At 68.8% G+C, this 24,227-nt stretch carries 27 protein-coding genes; 8 read left to right on the top strand and 19 right to left on the bottom strand.

Translation table 11 applies throughout. The annotated features are described in order from the left end of the window. Together DDQ50_RS13125 and DDQ50_RS13120 are read right to left on the bottom strand one after the other, a co-directional pair. Positions 1-483 (bottom strand): hypothetical protein, encoded by a 483-nt coding sequence (locus DDQ50_RS13125; protein ID WP_133245974.1) that lies wholly within the window; start codon positions 481-483, stop codon positions 1-3. 10 nt (positions 484-493) lie between these two features. After that, a complete protein-coding gene (locus DDQ50_RS13120; RefSeq protein ID WP_133245973.1) occupies positions 494-760 on the bottom strand; it encodes a hypothetical protein in 267 nt (88 codons plus the stop codon). Positions 761-878: 118 nt separating this feature from the next. Between DDQ50_RS13120 and DDQ50_RS13115 the strand changes: the two genes are divergently transcribed. Further along, positions 879-1,670, top strand: coding sequence for an alpha/beta fold hydrolase (locus DDQ50_RS13115; protein ID WP_116757141.1), 792 nt, complete (start codon positions 879-881; stop codon positions 1,668-1,670). A 13-nt stretch (positions 1,671-1,683) separates the two neighbouring features. On the opposite strand, the gene DDQ50_RS13110 is transcribed toward DDQ50_RS13115, so the two are convergent. Then, positions 1,684-2,130 carry a MarR family winged helix-turn-helix transcriptional regulator gene (locus DDQ50_RS13110; protein WP_240614387.1) on the bottom strand — a complete coding sequence of 149 codons (447 nt, stop codon included), beginning with the start codon at positions 2,128-2,130 and terminating at the stop codon, positions 1,684-1,686. 367 nt (positions 2,131-2,497) lie between these two features. Between DDQ50_RS13110 and DDQ50_RS13100 the strand changes: the two genes are divergently transcribed. After that, a complete protein-coding gene (locus DDQ50_RS13100; protein ID WP_116757139.1) occupies positions 2,498-4,177 on the top strand; it encodes a cation:proton antiporter in 1,680 nt (559 codons plus the stop codon). Positions 4,178-4,187: 10 nt separating this feature from the next. Here DDQ50_RS13100 and DDQ50_RS13095 read toward each other — a convergent pair whose 3' ends face one another. From DDQ50_RS13095 to DDQ50_RS13085, 3 genes are all read right to left on the bottom strand, one after another. Next, on the bottom strand, positions 4,188-4,898 hold the full coding sequence (locus DDQ50_RS13095; RefSeq protein ID WP_116757138.1) for a phosphatase PAP2 family protein: 711 nt from the start codon (positions 4,896-4,898) through the stop codon (positions 4,188-4,190). A gap of 46 nt (positions 4,899-4,944) precedes the next feature. Further along, positions 4,945-5,433, bottom strand: a complete 489-nt coding sequence (locus DDQ50_RS13090) for a heme-degrading domain-containing protein (protein WP_116757137.1) — start codon at positions 5,431-5,433, stop codon at positions 4,945-4,947. Positions 5,434-5,498: 65 nt separating this feature from the next. After that, positions 5,499-7,550 carry an MMPL family transporter gene (locus DDQ50_RS13085; RefSeq protein WP_116757136.1) on the bottom strand — a complete coding sequence of 684 codons (2,052 nt, stop codon included), beginning with the start codon at positions 7,548-7,550 and terminating at the stop codon, positions 5,499-5,501. 71 nt (positions 7,551-7,621) lie between these two features. Here DDQ50_RS13085 and DDQ50_RS13080 point away from each other — a divergent pair, with 71 nt between their 5' ends. Then, positions 7,622-8,119 (top strand): MarR family winged helix-turn-helix transcriptional regulator, encoded by a 498-nt coding sequence (locus DDQ50_RS13080; protein ID WP_240614386.1) that lies wholly within the window; start codon positions 7,622-7,624, stop codon positions 8,117-8,119. A 33-nt stretch (positions 8,120-8,152) separates the two neighbouring features. On the opposite strand, the gene DDQ50_RS13075 is transcribed toward DDQ50_RS13080, so the two are convergent. Then, positions 8,153-8,605 carry an NUDIX hydrolase gene (locus DDQ50_RS13075; protein ID WP_116757135.1) on the bottom strand — a complete coding sequence of 151 codons (453 nt, stop codon included), beginning with the start codon at positions 8,603-8,605 and terminating at the stop codon, positions 8,153-8,155. 4 nt (positions 8,606-8,609) lie between these two features. Beyond that, the gene (locus tag DDQ50_RS13070; protein WP_116757134.1) at positions 8,610-9,383 is read right to left on the bottom strand and encodes an SDR family oxidoreductase; all 774 of its coding nucleotides are present in this window, start codon (positions 9,381-9,383) and stop codon (positions 8,610-8,612) included. Positions 9,384-9,511: 128 nt separating this feature from the next. On the opposite strand from DDQ50_RS13070, the gene DDQ50_RS13065 reads away from it, so the two are divergent. From DDQ50_RS13065 to DDQ50_RS13050, 4 genes are all read left to right on the top strand, one after another. After that, positions 9,512-10,021, top strand: a complete 510-nt coding sequence (locus DDQ50_RS13065; RefSeq protein ID WP_240614385.1) for an NfeD family protein — start codon at positions 9,512-9,514, stop codon at positions 10,019-10,021. Further along, complete coding sequence (locus DDQ50_RS13060) at positions 10,018-11,064, top strand: SPFH domain-containing protein (RefSeq protein ID WP_116757132.1); 1,047 nt, start codon at positions 10,018-10,020, stop codon at positions 11,062-11,064. The genes DDQ50_RS13065 and DDQ50_RS13060 overlap by 4 nt, the downstream gene beginning before the upstream one ends. Then, positions 11,061-11,840, top strand: a complete 780-nt coding sequence (locus tag DDQ50_RS13055) for a glycerophosphodiester phosphodiesterase family protein (RefSeq protein ID WP_116757131.1) — start codon at positions 11,061-11,063, stop codon at positions 11,838-11,840. Before DDQ50_RS13060 ends, DDQ50_RS13055 begins: the two co-directional genes overlap by 4 nt. Before the next feature lie 128 nt (positions 11,841-11,968). Beyond that, entirely contained in the window at positions 11,969-12,337 is a 369-nt protein-coding gene (locus DDQ50_RS13050; RefSeq protein WP_116757130.1) for an RNA polymerase-binding protein RbpA, read from the top strand. A gap of 147 nt (positions 12,338-12,484) precedes the next feature. On the opposite strand, the gene lnt is transcribed toward DDQ50_RS13050, so the two are convergent. The 10 genes from lnt to DDQ50_RS13000 all read right to left on the bottom strand — a co-directional run bounded on the left by lnt (position 12,485) and on the right by DDQ50_RS13000 (position 22,814). Then, complete coding sequence (lnt, locus tag DDQ50_RS13045) at positions 12,485-14,053, bottom strand: apolipoprotein N-acyltransferase (protein ID WP_116757129.1); 1,569 nt, start codon at positions 14,051-14,053, stop codon at positions 12,485-12,487. After that, entirely contained in the window at positions 14,043-16,505 is a 2,463-nt protein-coding gene (locus DDQ50_RS13040) for a DEAD/DEAH box helicase (RefSeq protein WP_116757128.1), read from the bottom strand. The genes lnt and DDQ50_RS13040 overlap by 11 nt, the downstream gene beginning before the upstream one ends. Next, positions 16,502-17,248 (bottom strand): twin-arginine translocase subunit TatC, encoded by a 747-nt coding sequence (gene tatC, locus DDQ50_RS13035; protein WP_116757127.1) that lies wholly within the window; start codon positions 17,246-17,248, stop codon positions 16,502-16,504. Before tatC ends, DDQ50_RS13040 begins: the two co-directional genes overlap by 4 nt. 44 nt (positions 17,249-17,292) lie before the next feature. Continuing rightward, positions 17,293-17,544, bottom strand: a complete 252-nt coding sequence (gene tatA / locus DDQ50_RS13030; protein ID WP_116757126.1) for a twin-arginine translocase TatA/TatE family subunit — start codon at positions 17,542-17,544, stop codon at positions 17,293-17,295. A 95-nt stretch (positions 17,545-17,639) separates the two neighbouring features. After that, entirely contained in the window at positions 17,640-17,987 is a 348-nt protein-coding gene (locus DDQ50_RS17315; protein WP_165829818.1) for a hypothetical protein, read from the bottom strand. Positions 17,988-18,019: 32 nt separating this feature from the next. Beyond that, the gene (locus DDQ50_RS13020) at positions 18,020-18,994 is read right to left on the bottom strand and encodes a helix-turn-helix transcriptional regulator (protein WP_116757125.1); all 975 of its coding nucleotides are present in this window, start codon (positions 18,992-18,994) and stop codon (positions 18,020-18,022) included. Next, on the bottom strand, positions 18,994-20,007 hold the full coding sequence (locus tag DDQ50_RS13015) for a helix-turn-helix transcriptional regulator (RefSeq protein WP_240614383.1): 1,014 nt from the start codon (positions 20,005-20,007) through the stop codon (positions 18,994-18,996). The genes DDQ50_RS13020 and DDQ50_RS13015 overlap by 1 nt, the downstream gene beginning before the upstream one ends. 10 nt (positions 20,008-20,017) lie before the next feature. Further along, positions 20,018-20,968, bottom strand: coding sequence for an FKBP-type peptidyl-prolyl cis-trans isomerase (locus tag DDQ50_RS13010; protein WP_133245972.1), 951 nt, complete (start codon positions 20,966-20,968; stop codon positions 20,018-20,020). Positions 20,969-21,018: 50 nt separating this feature from the next. Further along, complete coding sequence (locus DDQ50_RS13005) at positions 21,019-22,110, bottom strand: tRNA (adenine-N1)-methyltransferase (RefSeq protein WP_116757122.1); 1,092 nt, start codon at positions 22,108-22,110, stop codon at positions 21,019-21,021. After that, positions 22,107-22,814: an HAD family hydrolase gene (locus tag DDQ50_RS13000; RefSeq protein ID WP_116757121.1), complete on the bottom strand. Its 708-nt coding sequence runs from the start codon at positions 22,812-22,814 to the stop codon at positions 22,107-22,109. The genes DDQ50_RS13005 and DDQ50_RS13000 overlap by 4 nt, the downstream gene beginning before the upstream one ends. Positions 22,815-22,889: 75 nt before the next feature. Here DDQ50_RS13000 and DDQ50_RS12995 point away from each other — a divergent pair, with 75 nt between their 5' ends. Next, on the top strand, positions 22,890-23,858 hold the full coding sequence (locus DDQ50_RS12995) for a PAC2 family protein (RefSeq protein WP_116757120.1): 969 nt from the start codon (positions 22,890-22,892) through the stop codon (positions 23,856-23,858). Positions 23,859-23,889: 31 nt separating this feature from the next. Here DDQ50_RS12995 and DDQ50_RS12990 read toward each other — a convergent pair whose 3' ends face one another. Then, positions 23,890-24,186, bottom strand: coding sequence for a GNAT family N-acetyltransferase (locus DDQ50_RS12990; protein ID WP_116757119.1), 297 nt, complete (start codon positions 24,184-24,186; stop codon positions 23,890-23,892). Between the last annotated feature and the right edge of the window lie 41 nt (positions 24,187-24,227).

Here is a 24,227-nt window from a genome sequence, read left to right as displayed (position 1 = left end):
TCAGCGTCTGCTCGAACGGTTGCCCCGACCTCGGCGACCATCCGAGTGCCACTTCTGAATGACGGCCACGGCGTCGGCTCGTGGGGACGACTCCCCCGCCGCTCGCGAGCTCAGGGTCATCAGCGGGCTCAGGATCGTCTGGCGCTGCACATCGGCCTTGTCGATCCAGGTCACGCGGGCCTCGCGACTGACCTCGGTGATGGCTGTCCGTGCGATCTGCGTCGACCAGAGGAAGCCGCGAGAGACCAGACCCGCCTCGGTGAGGACGACGGCGACGCGCAGAGCCCTGATCGCGATCGCCAGGCTCGCAGCCCCCAGGACGACCACGATCCCACGCTCGAGGGTGCTCGGAGCCGAGCTGTTCGTCACCGCGACGCAGGCGACGAACACCGCGGCGAAGACGATGAGCAAAGTCCAGCGGACGGCGGCAGGAGAACGCAGCAGCACGGGTGGTGAGGAGGCTGACGCGGTTGCTCTGTTCATCCGGATCACTCTAGGAGAGCGACGACCCGCTCGGCGGCACTGCCTCGCCGGTCCGGGCGTCCGAACCGTCCTGCCCCTGGTTCGGCACGTGCGGGCCGGTCTCTCCCCCGCGCCCTGCTCTCACGTGATCGCGGATGATCCTCGCCGTCAGCATGATCGCGACCAGCGCCGGGACGATCAGCAGCACGGTCAGATTCTTCAGCGTGTAGGCGCCGATGCTCACCAGCCCAGCCACGACGAGTCCGAGGATCAGCGGGGCGATCTCATGCTTTCGCATGGTCATAACCTAGTCGCGAGCAAACCTCACAATGCGCCGGAACTCACTTTTCCCCGATCGCTCCGGCGACGCGCACCTCCGATTACCCGGTATCGGAGGGAGGGCGTAGCGTGCCGACGTGACAGATCAGCTTCTCGACGTCCCCAGCGCCCAGCTCGCCTACTCGACGATCGGCTCCGGCGATCGGGTCGTCGTCGCCGCTCACGGACTCACGTCGAGCCGCGGCGCCGAGGAGGCCTGGGGCGTCTTCGACTGGTCGGCGGTTGCCACCGGAGCTCGGCTCGTCAGATACGACGCCCGGGGCCACGGAGCCTCGACGGGGCGGCCCGAACAGGCCGACTACGTCTGGTCCGCGCTGGCCGAGGACCTGCTCGCGCTCATCGACACCGTCTCCCCCGATGCTCCCGTCGATGCCATCGGTGCATCGATGGGCACCGCGACGATCATCTGGGCGGCGATCCGGCGGCCCGATCGGTTCCGGCGCCTGGTCCTCTCCATCCCGCCGACAGCATGGGAGACCCGCGCTGCGCAGGCGGGCACCTACCTCGCCGGCGCCGACTTCGTCGAATCGAGCGGACCCGGCGCTGTGGCTCGTCTCGCAGCGACCATGCAGCCCGCCCCTCTCCTCGTCGAAGGCGGCTGGCTGGATCTGCCGGCGCCCGCGGTCGCACAGGAGCTGCTTCCCGCGGTGTTCCGTGGAGCGGCGTCCTCCGACCTTCCCGACCCTGCGGAGATCCGCACGATCCCGCACCCCGCCCTGCTGCTCCCCTGGACGACCGACCCCGGTCACCCCGTCAGCACAGCCGAGAGGCTGGCCGAGCTGTTGCCCGACGCCGTTCTCGAGATCGCCGACGAACCCGACGAGGTCCGCGGCTGGGGTCAGCGCGCCGCTGCGTTCCTCGCCGACTGACCGCTGCGGACCGTCACGCCGACGCCGCGATGATCAGGTGCAGAGCGTCCCGGAGCGACTCCAGTCGCTCCATCGGGAGACCCAGCCGCTCGACGACCTGAGCCGGGATCCGTTCCGCCGTCGCTCGAGCGTCGTGGCCCGCCTGCGTCAGCGTCACCTCGAGCACTCGCTCATCGCTCGGGCGGCGGCCGCGAGAGACGTAACCGATCGCCTCGAGACGTTTGAGCAGCGGAGAGAGGGTCGCCGGCTCGAGTCGCAGTGTCGACGACAGCTCCCCCATCGTCATGCCGTCGCGGCCCCACAGCGCGAGAAGGACCAGGTACTGCGGATGCGTGACCCCGAGTGGTTCGAGCAGCGGCCGGTAGAGCGCGATCACGCTCCGTGACGCCACCGCGAGCGCGAAGCAGACCTGGTTGTCGAGCGCGAGGAGATCCTCGCCTGCATCAGTCGTCGCCACCACTACCCCGTCCTCGATTTCATTAGTACACTAATCATTGTGGCACGAACAAATGGCCGGAACGAGAGCAACCCTCGCGAGCGCGGACTCGGCGGCGTCATCAATCGGTTGAATGATCGGCTGCGACCCTACATCGGCCCACCGCAGCTCGGTCCCTACGACGAGGTCGCCGCGCCCGCTGCGCCGCCGGCCTGTCCGTTGTGCGGTTTCCCGATGTCCGAGCACCGGATCGAACGCGGACTCCCCCGGACCATGCTCCACTGCCCGACCGGTATGGGGAATGAAGCGCGGACAGGATAGGTTGCCCGGGACGCGGGAGTGACGGCTCCCAGCTCCGACCCCAGCGGGGTCGGATGTCGAGGGGAGCTGCATGGACTCGGTCGAGACCATCATCGGCGTGGTGCTGTTCGTCATCGTGACGGTCAGTGTCACCGGATTCACCGGAAAGTTCGGCTGGTCCGCACCGGTCGCACTCGTGGTGATCGGCGCCATCGCGTCCTTCATCCCGGCCGTCCCGACGGTCGAGGTCGAGCCCGACGTCATCCTCTACGCGGTGCTCCCGCCGCTGCTCTTCGCCGCAGCGATCCACACCTCTCTCATCGACATCAGGGCCCGCCTCGACTCGATCCTGCTCCTCTCCGTCGGACTCGTGGTCTTCACCGTCTTCACCGTCGGGCTGACGACCTGGCTCGTCGTTCCCGGTATCACCCTCGCCGCCGGCCTGGCCTTCGGTGCGGTCGTGGCGCCCACCGACACGGTCGCGGTCAACGCGGTCGTGGGCCGGCTCCGGCTCCCCCGTCGACTGCTCACGGTGCTCGAGGGCGAGAGCCTGCTCAATGACGCGGTCGCCCTGGTCGCCTTGAACGCCTCGATCCTCGCGATCACGAGTGTGGTCACCCCCGCCATGATCGGCGTCGACCTCCTCCTGGCGGTCGGGGTGGGACTTGCTGTCGGAATCGGCGTCGGCTTCCTGTTCGCATTCATCCGATCGCGTCTGCGGGCACCCGTCCTCGACACGAGCCTCTCGCTCATCACGCCGTACGTGACCTTCATCCCGGCGCAGCTGCTGCACGGCTCGGGCGTCCTCGCGGTGGTGGTGGCCGGCCTCTTCCTCGCCTACCGCTCCCCCACGATCCAGTCGGCGTCGGCGCGCATCGCCGAGTCGATCAACTGGCGCACCATCGGCTTCCTGCTCGAGAACGCCGTGTTCCTCATCATCGGGCTCTCGCTCGCCGACATCGTCGAGGCGGCGTCGGAGGACTTCCCCGACCTCTGGACGACGGTGATGATCATCGCCGCCGTTCTCGGGGCCGTGTTCCTCGCCCGGGCGGTCTGGGTCACGCTGTCCTTCGTCGCCTACACCTACGGACCCGGGTTCCTGCGCGACCGACGCTGGGGATGGCGCAACAGCGTGGCCGTCGGCGTCGCAGGCGTCCGTGGCGTGGTGACCCTGGTGGCGGTGCTGCTCCTGCCGCCGGAGACCCCGCATCGGGCGTTCCTGCAGCTGCTCGCGGTCATCGTCATCATCGGCAGCCTGCTGGCCGGTCTGCTGCTGCCGACGGTCATCCGCAAGCTGCGTCTGCCGCCGCCGAATGCCGCCCAGGAGCGCACGCAGCGTCAGCTCCTGATGGCCGAGGCTCAGGCGGCCGGGCTGAAGCTCCTCGACGACCTCGACCTGTCGGGGATCGATCAGCGCGTGGTCCGACAGCTCCGCGACAACGCGAGCTTCCTCGCCGATGTCGGTGACCTCGACGCTGAATCCGACGAGCCGCAGCTGATGGCGTACGCCCACCTGCGCAAGACGATGATCCGGGGAGAACGTGACGCCGTCATCGCTGCGCGGCAGGAGGGGCGCTTCGAGGAGTACGCCGTGCAGGACGTCCTCTCGGCCATCGATGCGGAGGAGATCGCTCTGAAGACCTCGGCCGGAGGAACGATCAAGGGTGAGGTTCCGCGCAAACCTGGCATGCCTCCGACGTTCGCGGTCAGGGGTGACGCGGAGGCGGAGGGTCACCCGGCCGGCGACCCCGCCGGCGCGAGGTCCGAGTAAGGCGCTCGAGTCAGCTGGCGGGGACTCCCGCCACCGGCTCGATATCTCGTTTCGCCAATGTCTCGCGGTGCAGACGGTGCGCGAACGGGGCCCACAGGATGAGTGCGACGGCCGCGCCGAGCACCAGGCCGCCGAGCGTGTCGGTCAGCCAGTGGGCGCCGAGGTAGTTGCGACTGAGGAGCATCCCGATCACCCACAGCGCCCCGATCGCCCACACCCACCAGCGGCGGCCGATGAAGCCGAGGACGACCGCGAGCGTCGCCGCGTTGGCGGTATGCCCGCTCGGGAATGACCCGAAATCCGCGTGGACGAGGATCTGCTCCGGGCGCGGCCGCTCGACGAGGTTCTTCACGAGCTGAACCAGGCCCGCGCTCACTACGCAGGCCGAGATGAAGTACACCGCGCCCCATTTGCGCTTCATCGCGATCAGCACGATCGCGAGCGCGATCGGCACGACGAAGACGCCGACGATGCCGCCCCCCATCCAGTCGAAGAAGTACGCGACGTTCTCGAGCGCCGGAGTCCTGTTCTCGTAGAGCTCGTCCATCCACGCGCTGTCGATCGAGTAGGGAACCACGGCGAACTGCCTGAGCGCGATGAGGACGCCGCCGATGAGGACGAGCGCAAGCGCGATCGACCCGCTGACGAGAGGCCACCGCCGAGACACCTCGTAGGTCTTGCGATCCTGCTCGCGAAGCTTCGGTGCGGTGGGCGTGCTCATCCGGCCGACCGTAGAGTGCCCGACTCGATCGAAGCTGGGAGAAGCCTCAGTCGCGACTGGATGCGATGAGGTCTGCGATCGCCCGTGCTGCGAGGACATGGTCGGCCTGCTGGGTGAGTCCCGAGACGCTCGCCGTGCCCACGATGCCGATCCCGTCGACCCGGATGGGCACTGAACCGCCGTGGCCGGCGATCGCCGCGTGATCGACGTCGGGCCGATCCTCGAAACGCTCACCGCGCGCCTCATGGCGGAGCTGCACGAGGTAGGAGGGCTCGCCGAAACGGAGAACCGCCCCGGCCTTGCGCTCGACCCAGTGGTGGAAATCGGGCACGGAACCGGGCAGTGCCGCGCGGAACACGGATTGCGCCCCCTTGGTCACCGCGATGACGACGGGCAGTTCGTCCTCGCGGGCGATGTCGAGCATGCGGAGCCCGAGCTCGAGGGCATCGTCGTCGTCGAAGTGGTCGAGGATCAGTTCCTGCTGCTCCTGCTCCAACTCGTCGATCAGTTCGTCGATGGGCTGGTTCTCGTGCATCGCTGCTCCCTCGTCTCAATCCGTGGCCCGTGAAGCGTAGCGCCCAGACAGGGAGGACGCTCGACTCAGGATGTGGCGCGGCCCGCTCGCGACGGCCACCAGAAGCGGTCGCCGACGAGGAAGACGAGAGCGGGCACCACCAGGGTGCGCACGACGAGCGTGTCGAGAAGCACGCCGATGCACACGATGATGCCGACCTGGGTGAGGGCCACGACGGGAAGCACCCCGAGCACCGCGAACACGGCCGCCAGCAGGACCCCGGCACTCGTGATGACCGCGCCCGTCGAGGCGAGCGCGCGGATCATCCCCTCCCGGGTGCCGTGTCCTGCCCGTTCCTCCCGCGCGCGCGTGGTCAGGAAGATGTTGTAGTCGACCCCCAGGGCGACGAGGAAGAGGAACGCGTAGAGCGTCACGTTCGTGTCGAGAGCGGGGAATCCCAGAAGTCCCTGGAAGATCCAGATCGACGCGCCGAGGCTCGCGAAGAAGGTGGCGAGCACGCTGGCCACGAGCAGCACGGGTGCCACCAGGGATCGCAGCAGCAGACCGAGCACCAGGAAGACGATCCCCAGGATGATCGGGGCGATGAGCCCGAGATCACGCGTCGCCGCGCGGTTGAAGTCGAGCTGGGTGGCGTCCACTCCCCCGACGAGGGTCTCGGCTGTGCTTCCTGCGGCGTCGGCGTAGGCCGTCCGGAGCCTGTCGATCGTGGCGAAGGCGGCGTCGCTCTCGGGCTCGGCGTCGAGGGTCAGGTCCACGCGCGTCAGACCGTCGGCGGATTCACCGGCTCGCGCCGAGGCGACCCCGTCCGTGCTTTCGGCGATGCTCACGGCCTCGTCGGCGGCCGAGTCGGGAGCGAGGACGACCGTCGTGCCGCTGAGTCCCGCCGAGAACGATCGGTCGATCACGTTCTGAGCTGCGACGGACTCGGGGTCCCCGAGAAGCTGATCGGTCTGCGAGAGGCCGACCGCGTAGCCGCCGAGGCCGAGGCAGAGGATCGCGATGGCCGCGGTGGCCGACGTGACGACGACGACCGGACGACGGGCCACCCGCTCTCCCAGTCCGCGCCAGAATCCTCGGCGCTTCGCGGCGGTGCCCGGGCGGGGCACGAATGGCCAGAACAGCCCTCGACCGCAGACCACCAGGGCGGCGGGGAGGACGATCAGCGCGAAGGCCATGGCGATGACGACGCCGATCGCGCACGCGAATCCGAGCGCGCGGTTGCCGGCCAGTTCCCCGAGCAGGAGGGTGAGGAGGCTCAGCGTGACGGTGCCTCCGCTGGCGAGGATGGCCGGTCCCGCGCTCGTCACCGCGATCCGCATCGACTCGTTGCGGTCCTGCCGGTGATGGAGCTCCTCCCTGTAGCGGGCGACCAGGAGGAGCGCGTAGTTGGTGCCCGCCCCGAAGACGAGGACCGAGAGGATGCCCGATATGGAGGCGTCGACGGGGATGTCGAAGGCATCGGCGAGGGCGGTGACCACGAAGCGGGACAGGCCGTCAGCGGCGCCGACGACGAGCAGCGGCACGATCCACAGAACCGGACTGCGGTAGGTCACGATCAGGAGCAGGGCGACGACGGCCACGGTCACCAGCAGGAGGCGCAGGTCGGCGCCCGCGAAGGCGCCCGACACGTCGGCCTGGAAGCCGACCGGACCGGTGAGCTGAGCCGCGAGCCCGTCCGGCAGGCCCTCGGAGGCGACGCTTCTGAGCTCGTCGGCTGCGCCCTGGAGGTCGTCGTCGATGGTCGCCGCGTCGAGCGGGACGGCCACGAGTGCGGCCTCGCCGTCCTCGCTGAACTGGGGCTGGACCGCCTGCGGGGTCGTCGAATCCTCGGCGAGCGCGGCAGCGCGTTCGGTGATCGCGGATCGATCGGCCTCGTTCAGTTGCTCTCCGCCCCGGCTCCAGACGAGGATCGCCGCGGTCTGATCCGCCGACGGGAACTTCTCGAGGAGCGCATCGACCTGGGCGGCCTGGCTGCTCGACGGCAGCCCCGCCGCGGGAGCGTCGCTGGAGGCCTCCTTGGGGAGGGCGGCGAAGAGTGCGCCGATGACGAGGAGAGATCCGACGAGCGTGAACCAGGCGCTGCGTCGGCCTGTGACGATGGAGGTGAAGCGACGCACGAGGTTCCTCTTCAATCGATGGCGGTCATATCGCTAAGCAACTTAGCGATAGTCCGTTTAGTATGGACCCCATGGCCGAAGCGCGCAATCCGGACAGCACGCCCCAGGCGTCGCGGCGTCCCGCCTTCGCCGACTTCCCCGAAGGCAGCAGCATCTCGCGTGAACTGCGCGAGATCGTGAAGCTCTCCGCCGACTTCGAACGTCGGCTCGGCAGGACTCTCGCCGTCAACCACACGGACCTCGTCGCGATGCAGCACCTGATGGAATCGGGCCCGCTGAGCCCCAGCGAGCTGTCCTCCCGGCTCCGGATCTCGACCGCGGCAGCCACCATGGTGGTCGACCGACTCGAGGCCGTCGGTCACGTCTCGCGTCAGCCGCATCCCGAGGATCGACGGAAGATCGTGGTCGTTCCTCGCGAGGACTCGGTTCGCCTGGCAGCGCAGGAACTGCTGCCGCTGGTGGGAGGGGTCGCCCAGGCGATCGCCGACCTCCCCGCGGAGGACGCCGCCGTCATCGAGAGGTTCCTCGGCGAGGTGGTCGAGCACTACCGGGCGGCACTCGACGGCTGATCGGTCGGCCGGGCGCTTCGGCGGGCGGGTGGGCTAGAGAGTCGTGCGGCCCTGTCGGATGAGGGCGACGAGGTTCTCGGGTTCGACGATGTCGTCGGTCGTGGCGAGCTCGTCGATGTCCCACCAGTGGTGCCGGACGATGTCGACCTTCTCCTCGTCCGTCCACCCGTCCGCGACCGGCTCGAAGCGCGCGACCCGAAGCGCGTACCACTCGGAGTGGCCCGTGAGGTACTCGTGCCACCTCTGATCGGCCTCGAAGTCGTGACTATGGAACGGGTTCGGCACGCGCGGGACGCGGAGTCCGGTCTCCTCGACGAGTTCCCGGATGGCGGCGTCGTCGTGGTCCTCCCCGGGATCCACTCCCCCGCCCGGGGTGATCCACCTCGGCGGCACATCGTGCGACTTGCCGTACTGGAGGAACAGCAGCACCCGGTCGCTCTCGTCGAAGAGCAGAACCCGCGAGGTCGCCCGGAACGACTCCGTCATCGGCTCATGAGGTGAAGCTCGACACGTCGCCGACGAAGCGCGTGTTCTCGGATGGGATCGGCTCGACAGCGGCGAGCGCCACTTCCGCGGCGAACTCCGACACGTTGTAGAGACGACCGGCCGCCTCCTTGCGCTCGCCGATCGCACCGGGACGCGCCCGTTCGAGGAGCGTCGCGGTGACGGTGCCCTCGATCATGTCGCCCGATACGACGACGAAGTCGATACCGCGCTCCTTCAGCGCCGGGATGCGCTCACGGAGAGCGTCCTCGCCGGCGCGCTTGGAACGCGCCACGGGCTCGTACTCGGGCATTGTCGGCGCCTCGTTGATGAAGTGCGCCTGATGGCTCGTCACGAACACGACTCGGCCGTCGTCGCCGAGAAGCGGCAGAGCCGTCTCGAGCACGTTCACCTGGGCGTCGCGGTTGAGCTTGGTCGCGTAGTCGGGGTCCATTCCGGACTCCATGCCGCCCGATGCGTTCAGCACGAGGATGTCGAGACCGCCCCACTGCGCGTCGATCTCATCGAACATCGCCGAGACCGAGTCGGGATCTGTCAGGTCCGCGCCGATCGCGATCGCCGTGCCGCCGGCAGCCTCGATCTTCTCGACGAGCTGCAGCGCCCGCTTCTCCTTGTTCCGGAAGTTGATGACCACGCTGGCGCCGGCCTCTGCGAGGTACCGCGCCGTATCGGCGCCGATCCCGCGGGACGAACCCGTGACGAGGGCGCGAAGACCCGTGAGCTGACCTGCTTCGAGCGGATTCGAGGGAGAGAGTTCCACGGAACCCGACTCTAGCAACGCGGTGTTCGCGACTCCGATCCGACGGAAGGAGGACGAGCGGGATCAGGCACCCAGTCGGCCCCGATGTCGCACTGGTAGCTTGGAGACTCGGAAGAGAGGCGACGATGATGCCCGATCTCACTCAGTTCGTATGGATCGCTTGGCTGCTCGTGATCCTCGTCTGCGTCATCATCGAGCTTCTGACCCTCGAGTTCACCTTCCTCATGATCGCTGCCGGCAGTCTCGGGGGTCTCGCCACCAACCTCCTCGGCGGTCCCTGGTGGTTGCAGATCATCGTCGCCGCTGCTCTCTCGGTACTGCTGCTCCTCACCATCCGGCCCCTGCTGCTCCGGGTCATGCATCGCGGCGCAGATCCGACACCGAGCAACCTCGACGCCCTCAAGGACATGAGCGGCCGAGTGGTCCTCGCCGTCGGCGAGACGGGAGGGCAGGTGCGGCTCGCCAACGGCGAGACCTGGACCGCGGGCCTCGGTCGGGCCGCGGTCGGTCCACTCGCGGTCGGCTCGACCGTCGCGGTGGAGCGCATCGAGGGCGCAACGGCCTACGTGTACCCGACATCCGTGCCGGCGCCGCCGCTCGAAGCTCAGACACCCACAGAAGGAAGGGCAGAATCATGATCGAACCCGTCGCGTTCATCGGACAGCTGTTCGTGATCGCACTGATCGTGGTGGTCGTGATCTTCGCGATCGTCGTGCTCATCCGATCGATCCGGATCATCCCGCAGGCGTCGGCCGGCGTCGTCGAAAGACTCGGCAAGTACCACAAAACCCTCGCCCCGGGCCTGAACATCCTGGTGCCCTTCATCGACCGGGTGCGCCCCCTCGTCGACATGCGCGAGCAGGTGGTCTCCTTCCCGCCCCAGCCCGTGATCACCGAGGACAACCTCGTCGTCTCGATCGACACGGTCGTCTTCTTCCAGGTCACCGACGCGCGTGCGGCGACCTATGAGATCGCGAACTATCTCGGCGCCGTCGAGCAGCTCACGACCACCACCCTCCGCAACGTGGTCGGCGGGCTGAACCTCGAAGAGGCGCTCACCAGCCGCGACAACATCAACGGTCAGCTCCGCATCGTCCTCGACGAAGCGACGGGCAAGTGGGGACTCCGCGTCTCCCGGGTCGAGCTCAAGGCCATCGATCCGCCCGCCTCGATCCAGGACTCGATGGAGAAGCAGATGCGCGCGGAGCGCGACCGCCGAGCCGTCATCCTCACCGCCGAGGGAACGAAGCAGTCCGAGATCCTCGAGGCGGAGGGGCGACGGCAGGCCGAGATCCTGCGGGCCGAAGGCGACTCGAAGGCGCAGGTGCTCCGTGCGTCGGGTGAGGCCGAGGCCATCACCACGGTGTTCAATGCGATCCACCTCGGTGACCCCGACAGCAAGCTGCTGGCCTACCAGTACCTGCAGATGCTGCCCAAGATCGCGGAAGGTCAGGCGAGCAAGCTCTGGATCGTGCCGAGCGAGCTCACCGAGGCGCTCAAGGGCATCGGCAACGCGTTCGGCGGCAGTGTCGCCGACTCGGCTCCCGTCGACAAGGTCAAGGCCGAGGAGGCACGGCAGAAGGCCGCCGCCTCCGCGGCCGCAGCGCGGGCAGCCGCGGACGAGGCGCGAGCAGGGGCGCTCCAGGCATCGGACGAGGCACAGCCTCCCGTCGGGTCGTGACGACGCGGGCCGGCGCGAAACGCTGGTTCGCCCCGTCGCGACCTCGCGTCATCGCGCATCGAGGGCTCGCGCTGCGGTCCCCCGAGAACACTCTCGACGCGTTCCTCGATGCACTCGCGGCCGGCGCGACCCACATCGAGACGGATGTGCACGCCACCCGGGACGGCAAGGTGATCGTTCTGCACGATCCCGACCTCGGACGGGTCATCGGCGGCGATTCCGCATCGGCGATCGCGGCACGTTCGACGCTGGCGGAGCTGCGTGCGGCGGCGGGTGACCGGCTCGAGATCTGTACCCTATCCGAAGCTCTGCAGACCTTTCCGTCTGCCCTCTTCAACATCGACATCAAATCGCGAAGCGCGGCCCTGCCCGCGGCGGACGACATCCGGAACGCCGGTGCGCAGGACCGGGTGCTGGTGACCTCGTTCAGCACCCGGCGTCGCCTCGCCGCCCTGCGCTCTCTTCCCGGGGTCGCGACGTCGGCCTCCGCGCCGACGATCGCCATCGCGGTGCTGCTGGCCAGGGTCCGGTGGACCGGACTGCTCCGCACCCTTCTCCGACGTGTCGACGCGGTTCAGATCCCCATGAAAGTGCTGGGGATCGCCACGACTACGGCACCCATGGTGTCGGCGTTCCATGCGGCGCAGGTCGAGGTGCACATCTGGACGATCAACGACACCCCGACCATGGCGAAGCTGCTCGAGGTCGGCGTGGACGGCATCGTCACCGACCGATGCGACCTGCTCGTAACGCTGCTGCGGTCCCGAGGTGCCTGACCGCCCCAGTGCTGGGGCGCCGCGCTCGCTAAGTCACTGAGAAGGTTCTGGGAAAAGAGCGCTCGGGAATGATGTCCCCCGTTCGTGGGTTCATCATTGGGAGGCAACCCAGCGAGAGGAGTCACACAATGGCGGATCGCAGTTTGCGTGGAATGCGTCTCGGCAGTCAGAGTCTGCAGAGCGAAGAGGGCGTCGTCTTCTCCCCGCGCATCGTCGCACGTTACCGTGCGGATGACGGATCGACCTTCGAGGTCACGTTCTCGGAAGACGCCGAAGTCCCGGAGAACTGGACATCTCCCAAGTCGGGCAAGGACGGCGTCCTGCTCGAGGCCGACGGCTCCCCCGTCGTGCAGGAGCAGGTGGAGACCAAGGCTCCCCGCACCCACTGGGACATGCTCCTGGAACGTCGCACCCGTGCCGAGCTCGAAGAGCTTCTCGAGGAGCGACTGACCTACCTCCGCGAACGTCGCGGAAAGAAGCAGACCATCGCGTCGTAATTGACGCCGCCCGAATCCCTCGGGCTGACTTCCCCTGAAGAGGGCCGCCGATTCCCCCCGGCGGCCCTCTTTCTTGTTCCTAGGGCCTATTGCTTGTCCCGAGGTCGGTGGCACGCGGTGCGAAGCTTCGGGGTCCTGCGTTCCCGGTCAGCGGCGCTTGATGCTCGGGCGCCGAGGGCGCAGCACTCCCGCGATGAGCAGAACGAGAAGACCGAATCCGCCGGCCAGCTGTTCCACCTGTCCCCCGGCGACGGCGGCGGGCGTGAGCCCCTCGCGCAGCGGGACGTCGTCGCGCATCAGCCCTGTCGTGTAGACGGGGATCGAGTCGAGAGCGCTGCCGTCGGGCGCGATGACCGCGCTCGATCCGACGGTCGAGATGTTGACGACCGACCGACCGAGCTCGAGCGCCCGGATGCGGGCGATGGCGAGCTGCTGGACGCTCTCGTCGGTGCGGCCGAAATCGGCGTTGTTGGTCTGGGCGAAGATGATCTCTGCGCCGTCGATCGCCGTCTCGCGCATCAGCGCGTCGTCGACGATGTCGAAGCAGATGTTGACGCCGGCCAGGACCCCGTCGATGTCGAAGACCGGGTCGGTCGTACCCGGGGTGTACTCGCGTCCGATGAGGCCGATCAGGTCGGGCGCGAACGGTTCCCAGAACTCCCGGTCGGGCACGTACTCGCCGAACGGCACAGGATGACGCTTGTCGTACAGGTCGGTCACGCCGACCCCTGGCTGCCACAGCAGCGACGAGTTGTAGCTGTCGTCTCCGCGTTCGGTGATCGTGCCGAGAACGACGGGGACATCGGCGGCCTGGGCGACGAGATCGATGGCCTCAGCAGCCGCGGTCGACTCCAGCGGGTCGAGGTCCGCAGCACCCTCCGGCCAGACGATGACGTCGAGGTCGTCGTCGAGGGCCGGCAACGTCGCCGCGATGTGACCGTCGAGGATCTGCCCCTGGTAGTCACGCTGGTCGAAGTAGCCCGACGGCGTGTTGCCCTGCACGGCGGCGACGGACATGGTGCCGGCCTCCGAGGTCTGCCAGCCGGGGACGGCGATGAGTGCGGATACCGCGATCCCGAGCGCGAGCAGACCGGCAGGCAGCGTGGCGGGAAGGATCCGTCGCTTCGCGCGGCCGCGCCACCACTCCCCTGCGACGGCGACGGTCAGGGCGGTGAGCCAGACCATCACGAAGCTGACCCCGGCCATGCCGAGCCAGGGGAAGAGATCGCGCAGCGGACCCTCGGACTCGCTCATGGCGAGGCGCCCCCACGAGAAGCCGCCGTACGGCCAGACCGCGCTGATGCCCTCGCGTGCGGTCCATAGACCGGCTATCACGACGGGAAGAAGTCCGACGCGTCCGGCCCGCGTCGGCCAGACCCGCGGCACCCAGGCGTAGGCGAGGGTGATCAGGAGCATGCCCACCGCCACGAAGAGCGACTCGAGCGTCGACAGGGCCAGCCAGGGGACGACACCGAGGAACAGGGTGGCCCACTGGATGTGGATCAGGTAGAACGACATCCCGAAGACGAAGCCCACGAGGAGCGAGGAACGCGGACGCCGACCCTGGAGAGCGATGAGGACCAGACCGGCGCCGACGAAGGCGAGCGGCCACACACCCGTGTCGGGGAAGGCGAGGTCCGTGATCCACCCCGCGGACAGCGCAACGAGCAGCGCCGCCCAGAGTGGAAGGAGGGGCCGGCGCCGGTCAGCCGACACTGCTGTACGCGACGATGCCGCGCCGTACCGCGTCGATAGCCTGCCGGGCGGTGCGAGCCTGCTTGCCGTCGGCGACGACCGAGATCTGGTCGAGGAGGTCGATGGTCTGCTTCGCCCAGCGCACGAAGTCGCCCGCCTGCAGATCCGCATCGCGCAGCACCTGGTCGAGGCGTCCGCCGCGCGCCCACCGGTGCATCGCCGTCGCGAGCCCGGTCGACGGAGGGTTGGAGCCGGGAAGACGGTGATCGCGTTCCACATCGTCGAGCCTCGACCAGATCTCCTGGATGCGCTCGAGGGCGACGGGGAACGCCCCACGGGGCAGGTACCGCTCGCCGGTCTGCTCCTCGCGCCGCGGCTCGAAGACGAGCGTGGTCGCGAGGGCGGCGAACCCGGCCGGGTCGAGCTCGGACCAGACGCTCCGACGCAGCGACTCTGCGACGAGCAGATCGCGTTCGCCGTAGATGCGCTTCAGCATCACGCCGTTGCCCGTGAGCACGAGGTCGTCCTCGCCCTGCTTGAGATAGCCCTCGGCCAGGAGCACCTCGGTCACCCGGTCGAAGATCTTCGCGACAGCCCCCGTGCGGGCCTCGATCTGCCGGCGGGCGTCGTCGTTCTGCCGCTTCAGCCGCCACCAGCGCTCCGCCCAGCGGGAGAGCTCTTCGCGCCGCGGGGACGAGTGAGCGGGGTGGGAGCGCATCCGCTGGCGGAGTCCGGCGAGCTGACGCTGGTCCTTCTCCCGCTGCGCGCGCCCGCGGTCGTTGTTCTGCGAGTTGCGCTTCTCGAGGTCGCTGATCTCGCGCCGGATCAACGCGTATTCGGTGAAGTCGCCGCTGCGGCCCGAGTCGTCCTTCATGGCCTTCTCGTAGCCCTTGAGGGACTCCTCCTGCTGGCGCACCTTGCGGGCCAGGTCGACGACCGCGCGGTCGGCTTGGAACTGGGCGAAGCTCGACTCGAGGATCTCGCGTGTGCGGGACCGGCCGAACTGCTCGATCAGGTTGACCGCCATGTTGTAGGTGGGGCGGAAGCTCGAGTTCAGCGGGTAGCTGCGGCGGGAGGCGAGCGATGCGACGGCCTGCGGGTCGAGCCCGTCGACCCATTGGATGAGCGCGTGGCCCTCGACGTCGATGCCGCGGCGCCCGGCGCGTCCGGTCAGCTGGGTGTACTCCCCCGGTGTGATCGGAACGCGGGCCTCGCCGTTGAACTTCTCGAGCTTCTCGAGCACGACGGTGCGCGCGGGCATGTTGATACCGAGGGCGAGGGTCTCGGTCGCGAAGACCACCTTGACCAGCTTGCGCTGGAAGAGCTCCTCGACGACCTCTTTGAAGGCGGGAAGGAGGCCGGCATGGTGAGCGGCGACCCCGTTCATGAGGCCCTCCATCCACTCCCAGTAGCCGAGGACGGCGAGGTCCTCGCCCTGCAGGGGTGCGCAGCGCTCCTCGACGATGGCGCGGATCTCGGCCCGCTCAGCGGTGTCGGTCAGCCGCACCCCGGAGCGCATGACCTGCTGGACGGCCGAGTCGCAGCCGACCCGGCTGAAGATGAAGAAGATCGCGGGGAGGAGGGTGCGCTCGTCGAGCAGTCGGATGATCTCGGAGCGATCCATCCGGCCGCCGCCGCTCTCCCGCGGCCCGCCGTACTGTCGACGCCCCGCGCCGTGCCCGCCGCGACCCGACGGAGCACGGTAGCCGTAACGGGTGAGCTGGACGAGTTCGGGGTTGACCCGGTGCGTGGCCGCCCGGCCGTCGCTCGCCGTGTCGACGGCCGACGAGGTGTCGAAGAGGTCGACCATCTTGCCGCGAACGAGCACATGCTGATCGAGCGGCACGGGGCGCTCCTCCGAGACGATGACATCGGTGTCGCCGCGCACCGCCTGCAGCCAGTCGCCGAACTCCTCCGCGTTCGAGACCGTAGCCGAGAGGGACACGAGTCGCACGGACTGCGGAAGGTGGATGATGACCTCCTCCCAGACCGCACCGCGGAACCGGTCGGCCAGGTAGTGCACCTCGTCCATCACCACGAAGGCGAGGTCGGTGAGCAGGTCGGAGTCGGCGTAGAGCATGTTGCGCAGCACCTCGGTCGTCATGACGACGAGGCGGGCGGTCGCGTTGATGTTGGTGTCGCCCGTGAGCAGCCCGACGCTCTCGGGCCCGTACTCGGCGACGAGCTCGTTGAACTTCTGGTTCGACAGCGCCTTCATCGGCGCGGTGTAGAAGAGCTTCGCCCGGGGGTCCTTCATCGCGAGGAACGCGGCGAACTCGGCGACGAGCGTCTTGCCGGCCCCGGTGGGAGCGGCGACGAGCACGCTGCGCCCCTTCTCGATCGACGCGCAGCCGGCGATCTGGAAAGGGTCGAGGTCGAACGACTGGTGCGACCGGAAGGCCTCGAGCTGGGGCGAGGCGGACCGCTGCTTCGAGGCGGCATACCGCTCGGCAGCGCTGAGCTCCGCGGTCATACGGCGAGCTCAGCGGACAGCACGTCCTGCTTGCGCGCCACCTGGCGGTCGTGGATCCAGGCGACGAACCAGGAGGCGAAGTAGAGCACCACCATCGGGATCGCGAGCAGGAACATCGAGAACACGTCGGCGGCGGGGGTTGCCAGCGCCGTGAAGACGGTGATGGCGATGATCGCCCATCTCCAGGCCCGGATGATGCTGCGCGCGGAGATGACACCGACGAAATTGAGCAGCACCACGAAGACGGGCAGCACGAATCCGACCCCGACGACGAGGATCAGCTTGAGGACGAAGTCGAAGTAGTAGCGGGCGCTGTAGAAGCTGGAGTCCTCGCTCGGGACGAAGCTGGCCATCAGCTCGACGATGTGCGGCCACACCAGCCATCCGGCGTAGCAGCCGCCGAAGAACAGCGGAACCGCGGCGAAGAAGAAGCCGAAGCTGTATGCCCTCTCGCGCTTGGTCAGACCGGGGACGATGAATGCCCAGATCTGGTACAGCCAGACGGGAGCGGACAGCAGCAGACCCGCGTAGAACGCGATCTGCAGACGGAGATCGAACGCCTCGGAGATGTTGGTGTAGTTGATGCTCGCGTTGTGCTGCTTCGCGATGACCAGCACCGGTGATCGGAGGGCGTCCCAGATGTACTCGGAGATCACGAAGCCGACGATGGTGCCGAGCAGCAGTGCGATCCCCGCGATGAAGAGTCGTTTGCGCAGCTCGACCAGGTGACCCCCGAGCGTCATCGTGCGCTCGCGGTTCGTGCCGCGCCCTTGGCGCGCCAAAGTGCCTACTTCTCGGACTTGTAGTCCGGCTCGGCGGCCGAACGCACGGTGCTGGCGGGCGGATCCTGCGTGTACACGGGCTGCTCAGCAGCCTCGCTCTTCGCTGCGGGCGGATCGTCGCTCTTGATCTCGTTCTTGAGGATCTTCATCGACTGTCCGACGCCCTTGGCCAGCGCGGGGAGCTTCGTCGCTCCGAAGATGAGCAGGATGACGAGCAGGACGATCAGGAAATGCCAACCGGTCAGGTTTCCGAGCATCGGGGGCGACCCTTCGTATGGTTATCGCGGAAAGCCGAGTGTACCGTGCGCCGCAGAGGGTAAGCCGTGAGTGCGGGAAGCGGGTCGGGACCCGATCAGAGCGTGCCGCGCGCGGCCGCTGCGGTCGCCTCGGGCGAGACGAGCTCGCGTCCCCGAGCGAGTCGTTTCTCGTGGCGAGCCTGACGACGAGCGGTACGCGCCTCGGCGATGACCTCGTACTCGGCGGACACCTCGCTGTGCGGGCGGATCGCGGCGGGGACGAAGTGCTCGGGGTCGAGTTCGGAGCGGGCGACGTCGAGCCGGTCGGCCTGGTCGACGAGCTGTCCGAGGGCCTCGGCGGCGGTCATCGCCTTGCGGAACAGCATCCACCCACTGGCGGCGAGCACGGCGAGGAGGGCGAGCACGAGGATCCCCCAGATCACGACCCACGACCACCACGGCATGTGCACCAGTCTAGGACGGGGCGCCGGCCGCCTCAGTCGTCGTACTGGCTGAGCCCCTCGCGCGCCCAGTCGGCGACGGTCGCGCGGGCGTCCGCGGGACCGAGCACCGTGACGAGACCCGGGAGACTCGCGACCAGCCGCTTGAGCCCGTGATAGTGCCCGACGCGGACTGTCGCGTCGGTGAGTCCGCGGATGCTGCCCTTCGAGGTGCGGGTGCCGTCCGGGAGGAAGTCGCCGAGCAGGGGCAGCGCGCTGTCGCTCACCTCGATCCGCACCGTCAGGTCGTCGGGAGAGGTCTCGAACAGCGAGTCGGGCAGGGCGACGTCGCGTCCCGTCCTGCTGATGGGCTGATCGGTCGTCGTGAGAGAGCTCATCCGGTCGAGCCGGAAGGTGCGAACGGCTTCTCGTCCGTGATCCCAGGCCCTCAGGTACCAGTTCTGATCCTCGGAGTCGATGCGCAGAGGGTCGACGATGCGGCGTTCGCTGTCTCCGCGAGCCGTGCGGTAGTCGAATTCGATCCGGACACCCGCGATCAGAGCGGCGCGCAACGGAGCCACGAGCGAGGCGGCAGCGCCGGCAGCGACGGCGACCGGGCTGGGGGCGGCCGACGCGCCGGATGCGAGTTTGCGCGACAGCGATGCGATCGTCGCGCGGTCGAGGTTCTCGGGCAGCGCCGACAGGTACTGCAGGCCGGCGAGCAGCGCGGCGGCCTCCCTCGCCGAGAAGCGGGGCGAGTCGTCGATCGCGACGGCGTGGGTCAGCTCGATCCGGTCGTCCTCCTCGAAGGCGTCCCAGTTGATGTCGAACAGGTCGTCGGGCTGGTACGCCGAGCTGTCACCGGGGATGCCGGACACGGCGATCAGGCGGACCGCCGCCCGCATCTCGTCGTCGCTGACGCCGAAGTGCGCCGCGGCTTCGGGGACATCGACGCCGTCGTGCTCGATCAGGTAGGGCACGAGGGAGAGCAGGAACGTCAGCTTGTCCTGCGCCTGCATGGGGTTCGCCATCAGCGGGCCTCCCCCACGGGAACGTGCGATCTCGCGACCCGTCGGAGTCGCTCGATCACACCGGCGCGCACCGATTCGGGCGAGACGACCTTCGCCTCGGGACCGTAGGAGGCCAGTTCATCGGCGAGGAGGGCGGGGTCGGAGCACCCGATGACCAGTCGGCGACGTCCGCCCTCGCCGGCCTCGATGCCGGTTCTCCGGTCCCGTCCCTCGAGCCGCAGCTCGGCATCGGAGCCCGGGACGACGTCGACGATCACCTGCCCGGAGTCGAAGACGCGCTGCAGGTCGGCGAGCGCCTCCTCGGCGGGGTCGCCATCGGGAGGGGTGAAGGTCGTGCGGGTCTTCGTCACCGTTCCGACGATGCGGCTGAGTAGGAAGGTGCGCTTCGCGCCCCGGTCGAGGTCGAACGCCGACAGATGCCAGCGGCCCTCGTGTTTCACCAGGGCCCACGGCTCGACCGATCGGGTCACAGCCGCCGTCTCGCCGGGTTTGACGTAGTCGAACCGGACGACGAGGTGGCGGGAGATCGCCTCGGCGAGGGCGTCGAATGCCGGTTCGCGCACGCGCACCCGAGGGGCGTAGCCGATCGTGGTGTCGTCGACGTCGACCCCGAGCGAGCGCAGCTTGAGCAGCGCGCGCCGGGATTCGCTCGACAGGGAGCCCTCGCGCCACACCTCGGCCGCGAGGTTCAACAGGGTGGTCTCCTCCGCGGTGAACACCACTTCCCCCGGCAGGTCGTAGGCGCCCTTGGGGATCCGGTACCGGAGCAGGTGGTTGTTGCCGACCTCGAGCGGCGACTCGAGTGTCTCGAGGGGCACGCCGAGGTCGCGGATGTCGTCCTTATCGCGCTCGAATTGCCGCTCGAGCGTCGCGTTGTCGCCGCCGGGCTGATAGCGCTGGCGGTAGCCCTGGACGCTGGAGAGGATGTCGGCCTTGGTCAGGCCGTGCTCCGTGGCGACGAGTGCGAGCACGAGGCTGAAGAGCCGCTCCTCGGCGGGAACCGCTTCTGCCACCGCGATCGACCTAGCCGATTGCGAGGATGTCGATCACGAAGACGAGGGTCGAACCCGCGGGGATCGTCCCCTGCTCCGTGTCACCGTAGCCCTCGTCGGGCGGGAGCACCGCGACGACCTGGGACCCGACCTTCTTGCCGATGATCGCCTTGGCGAAGCCCGGGATCACGGAATCCTCGTCGGCCGCCAGGGTGACGGGGGCGCCGTTCTCCCAGGACGAGTCGAAGACCGTTCCGCCGTCCCAGAGGACGCCCGTGTACTGGACGAGCACGCTGTCGCCCTCGGCGACGGTCTCGTCTCCATCGCCGTCGATGAGGGTCGCGACCTTCAGCTCGTCGGGCGCTTCACCGCCGGTCAGCGTGATCCCGGGACGGCCATCGGGAGCCCGGACGACCGAGGGGACGCCGGACACGGCGGGAAGGACGGTGCCGTGGGCGCGGGCGGTGACGCTCGAGACCAGGTCGACGACCGCGACGAGGGTATCGTCGTCGGTCAGGCCCTGGGGCGCTCCGTCGGGGAAGGCATCGCCGACAGGCATCGTCACTGCGACGCGGGAGCCGGTCGGCTGGCACTCGAGGCCGGTCTTGAGAGCGGGGATCGCGAGGCCGCTGAACAGGAAGGACGTCGGGCTGGTGGGGTCGTAGGAGGTCTGCTGGAGGACGGAGCCGTCGGAGCCCTTGAGGAGCGTGATGTCGACGGTGATGTACTGCCCGTCCTGGGCGGTGGGGCCGTCACCCTCGACGAGGGTGTGCGTCTGGACGCCGTTGGAGTTCAGTGGCGTCGGAAAGTCGATCTGAGGGGCCGAGCCGAAGTCGCCCGTCGCGGTGATCGTGTCGGCGGCGGCACCGTCGGGCCCGGTTGTGCAGGCCTGCGGGTCACCGGTCGAGCAGGCGGCGAGCGTGAGCGTGAGCGTGCCGGCAGTGGCGAGTGCGGTGATCTGGCGCACGAGACGTCTGTTCATCGGGAGAGATGCCGTTCTGACTGGAAGTCGGCCACCGTCGCGACCGGCGATCAGTCTACCTGCGCGCCGTCGGCCACCGAGTCGTCCCCCTCGACCCGCGCGTCCGGGTCGTCCCTGCCCTCGCGGGCGATCGAGGCGGCGGCTCCGGCCTTGGCCTCGCGTACGCGGCGGCGCAGGCTCTTGTCGCTCACGGTCCGCTCCCCGACCGCGCCGGGAGTCCAGAGTTCGACATCCTCGTCGCCGTACTCTGTCTTCGAGCTGCGTCGAACGGGCTTCGGGAGCACCGCGCCGGGAGCGAGCCGACGAGCGGTGATGAGGAAGCCGGTATGGGCGACCATGCGATGGTCGGGCCGGACGGCGAGGCCCTCGACGTGCCAGCCCCTGACCAGGGTCTCGTTCGACTCGGGGTCGGTGAAGAGGCCGGTGTCCCGGATCGCCTCGGCGACGCGGGAGAGCTGGGTGACGGTCGCGACGTAGCAGAGCACGACGCCGCCGGGCGTCAGGGCGTCCGCGACGACGTCGATGCACTCCCACGGGGCGAGCATGTCGAGCACCACGCGGTCGACGGTCCCGTCCTTCGCCGCTCCGGGCAGCTGCTCGACGAGGTCGCCGAGGACGATGCTCCAGTTCTCGGGGTCCTCGCCGGAGAAGCCGATCACGTTGCCGCGGGCGACCTCGGCGAACTCCTCACGGCGCTCGAACGAGATGAGGGTTCCGGCCGGACCGATCGCGCGGAGGAGCCAGAGGCTGAGCGCCCCGCTGCCCACGCCGGCCTCGACGACGGTCGCCCCGGGGAACACATCGGCACGGGCGACGATCTGCGCCGCGTCCTTGGGGTAGACGATCGCGGCCCCGCGCGGCATCGACATCACGAAGTCGCTGAGAAGGGGGCGGAGAGCGAGGTAGCGGACGCCGGCCGAGTTCTCGACGACCGAGCCGTCGGGCAGGCCGATGAGCGAGTCGTGGTCCAGGGTGCCCCTGTGGCTGTGGAACTGCTTGCCCGCGCCGAGGATGATCGTGTTGAGGCGGCCCTTGGGACCTGTCAGCTGGACCCGGTCGCCCTCGCGGAACGGTCCCGAGAACGTGGGCGCCGAGGTGCCCGGGGTGAGGCTCGCGGCGGCGGTGGGGTGGATGTCTGTCATGCGGAGCGCTCCTCGTCGCCGACCCGGCTGCTGTGCCCGGCGAGGACGTCTGCGAGGTCGGTCACCGTGCGCCCCTCGAGAGTCGGCCATACGGTCAGCCGAGCCGACCCCGTGATGGGGACGATGTGGGGAACCCCGATCGTCGCAGCTCCTGCGGCAACCGCGGCGGCTGCCCCGGTCGGCGAATCCTCGATCGCGACGCACCGCGACGGATCGACCTCGAGCAGCTCCGCCGCGAGCAGGTACGCCTCGGGGTGGGGCTTCGGTTCGGTCACCTCGTCGCCCGTCACCAGGGTCACGAAGAGGTCGTCATCGGCGAGTTCGACGGACAGGCTCTCGGCGACGAGCTCGGCCATCCGCCTGATCGACATGGTCACCATCGCGCACGGGACCCCCGCGGCACGGGCGGACGCGAGCAGCTCGCGCGCACCGGGACGCCAGGGCACCTGACGGCGGATGCGGACCATGACCTCGTCGGTCAGGTGGTCGACGATGCGGTCGGCATCCCAGGGGATGCCCTTCCTCTGCATCGTGTCGGCGGTGACCCACAGGCCGGCGCCGACCAGCTCGAGGGCCTCCTCGTCGGTCCAGCTGCCTCCGAACGACTCGATGAGCTCGGACTGAGCCTCGAACCAGTACGGTTCGCTGTCGACCAGCGTGCCGTCCATGTCCCAGAGCACGGCGGAAGGAAGGTCGGAGGTCACGGGCGTCAAGTTTAGAGGGCTGGCGAAGACCTATCCTTGTATGACGTCCGCTCGCGGGCGGGAGAGGGTGGGCACGTGGAGCAGAAGCGACGCTTCGGCGACGGACGCATCCTCGTCGTGGCCTTCGAGGGCTGGAACGACGCAGGCGAGGCCGCGTCGGGCGCGGTCACCATGCTGCGCGATGCGCTCGGCCTGGTCGCACTGCACGAGGCAGACCCCGAGCAGTACTTCGACTACCAGTTCACGCGCCCCGTCATCTATGTCGACGACGAGGGCAAGCGTCGCCTCCGCTGGCCGTCGGCGACCGTATTCGGTCCCCCGACCTCGGGTGCGGTGCTCCCCCGCTCGATCGAGCCCGAGACGCCGCTGTCTGTGGATCAGCAGGACGACGGCGACTCGGATGACGACGAGACGAGCCTCAGCCTCGTCGACAACATCTTCGTGCTGGTCGGCAGCGAGCCTTCGCGCGGCTGGAAGAGCTTCGCGGCGGAGATCCTCGACCAGGCACTGGTGCACGACATCACGGGCATCGTCGTGCTGGGCGCCATGCTCGCCGACGTGCCGCACACCCGGCCGATTTCCGTGTTCTCCTCGAGCGAGAGCGCCGAGGTGCGACTCGAGTTCGGCATGGAGCGCAGCGCCTACGAGGGGCCCGTCGGGATCCTGTCGGTGCTCGCCGACGTCGCCGATGTCGTCGGAATCCCGACGGTCTCGATCTGGGCGTCCGTGCCCCATTACGTTCACAACGCCCCGTCGCCCAAGGCGACGCTGGCCCTCATCGAGAAGCTCGAGGAGATCATCGGCGTCCCGGTCCCGCGCGGCGACCTCGAAGACGAGGCGGCGGCGTGGGAGTCGGGCATCGATGCCCTCGCCGGTGATGACGAGGACATGGCGGCCTACATCGAGCAGCTCGAGCAGGCTCGCGACACGGTCGACTCGCCCGAGGCGAGCGGCGAGGCGATCGCCCAGGAGTTCGAGCAGTACCTCCGCAAGCGCGGCGATGGCCGGGACGGCTTCGCCGACGGTCGAGAGAATCCTCTCTGACCGCCTGAGCCTTCCCGGCCTCGCTCGGGGATCAGGCGGCGGGGACGAGGATGTCGTTCCAGTCGTCGTGCTTGCCCACGTAGGCGGCGACGAACGGGCACTGCGGGACGACCTTCTTGCCCTGCTCGCGGGCTCCGTCGAGGGCGGCGCGGGCGAGCAGGCTCCCGATTCCGCGACCCTCGAACGCCTCGTCGACGACGGTGTGGGTGATGACCCAGACGTCGCCCTCGTCGAGGTACTTGCAGACTCCCGCCTGCGTGCCGTCGACCTCGGCGAGGAAGCGGTTGTTGTCGCCGTCGAAACGGACGGTGATGCTCTCGTCGCTCATTGCTGTCTCCTTGGATCGGGAGTGAATCGGATCTGGGGGCG

Source organism: Amnibacterium flavum (assembly GCF_003097495.1).
In the GTDB taxonomy this organism is placed as follows: Bacteria; Actinomycetota; Actinomycetes; order Actinomycetales; family Microbacteriaceae; genus Naasia; species Naasia flava.
This window is presented reverse-complemented; position numbering and strand designations above follow the sequence as displayed.

Excerpts from the sequence above, each read along its gene's own strand:
- DDQ50_RS13125 (WP_133245974.1), bottom strand. The coding sequence starts at position 483 with ATGAACAGAGCAACCGCGTCAGCCTCCTCACCACCCGTGCTGCTGCGT.
- DDQ50_RS13120 (WP_133245973.1), bottom strand. The coding sequence starts at position 760 with ATGCGAAAGCATGAGATCGCCCCGCTGATCCTCGGACTCGTCGTGGCT.
- DDQ50_RS13100 (WP_116757139.1), top strand. The coding sequence starts at position 2,498 with ATGGACTCGGTCGAGACCATCATCGGCGTGGTGCTGTTCGTCATCGTG.
- DDQ50_RS13095 (WP_116757138.1), bottom strand. The coding sequence starts at position 4,898 with ATGAGCACGCCCACCGCACCGAAGCTTCGCGAGCAGGATCGCAAGACC.
- DDQ50_RS13090 (WP_116757137.1), bottom strand. The coding sequence starts at position 5,433 with ATGCACGAGAACCAGCCCATCGACGAACTGATCGACGAGTTGGAGCAG.
- DDQ50_RS13080 (WP_240614386.1), top strand. The coding sequence starts at position 7,622 with ATGGCCGAAGCGCGCAATCCGGACAGCACGCCCCAGGCGTCGCGGCGT.
- DDQ50_RS13075 (WP_116757135.1), bottom strand. The coding sequence starts at position 8,605 with ATGACGGAGTCGTTCCGGGCGACCTCGCGGGTTCTGCTCTTCGACGAG.
- DDQ50_RS13065 (WP_240614385.1), top strand. The coding sequence starts at position 9,512 with ATGCCCGATCTCACTCAGTTCGTATGGATCGCTTGGCTGCTCGTGATC.
- DDQ50_RS13060 (WP_116757132.1), top strand. The coding sequence starts at position 10,018 with ATGATCGAACCCGTCGCGTTCATCGGACAGCTGTTCGTGATCGCACTG.
- DDQ50_RS13050 (WP_116757130.1), top strand. The coding sequence starts at position 11,969 with ATGGCGGATCGCAGTTTGCGTGGAATGCGTCTCGGCAGTCAGAGTCTG.
- DDQ50_RS13040 (WP_116757128.1), bottom strand. The coding sequence starts at position 16,505 with ATGACCGCGGAGCTCAGCGCTGCCGAGCGGTATGCCGCCTCGAAGCAG.
- tatC (WP_116757127.1), bottom strand. The coding sequence starts at position 17,248 with ATGACGCTCGGGGGTCACCTGGTCGAGCTGCGCAAACGACTCTTCATC.
- tatA (WP_116757126.1), bottom strand. The coding sequence starts at position 17,544 with ATGCTCGGAAACCTGACCGGTTGGCATTTCCTGATCGTCCTGCTCGTC.
- DDQ50_RS17315 (WP_165829818.1), bottom strand. The coding sequence starts at position 17,987 with ATGCCGTGGTGGTCGTGGGTCGTGATCTGGGGGATCCTCGTGCTCGCC.
- DDQ50_RS13020 (WP_116757125.1), bottom strand. The coding sequence starts at position 18,994 with ATGGCGAACCCCATGCAGGCGCAGGACAAGCTGACGTTCCTGCTCTCC.
- DDQ50_RS13010 (WP_133245972.1), bottom strand. The coding sequence starts at position 20,968 with ATGAACAGACGTCTCGTGCGCCAGATCACCGCACTCGCCACTGCCGGC.
- DDQ50_RS13005 (WP_116757122.1), bottom strand. The coding sequence starts at position 22,110 with ATGACAGACATCCACCCCACCGCCGCCGCGAGCCTCACCCCGGGCACC.
- DDQ50_RS12990 (WP_116757119.1), bottom strand. The coding sequence starts at position 24,186 with ATGAGCGACGAGAGCATCACCGTCCGTTTCGACGGCGACAACAACCGC.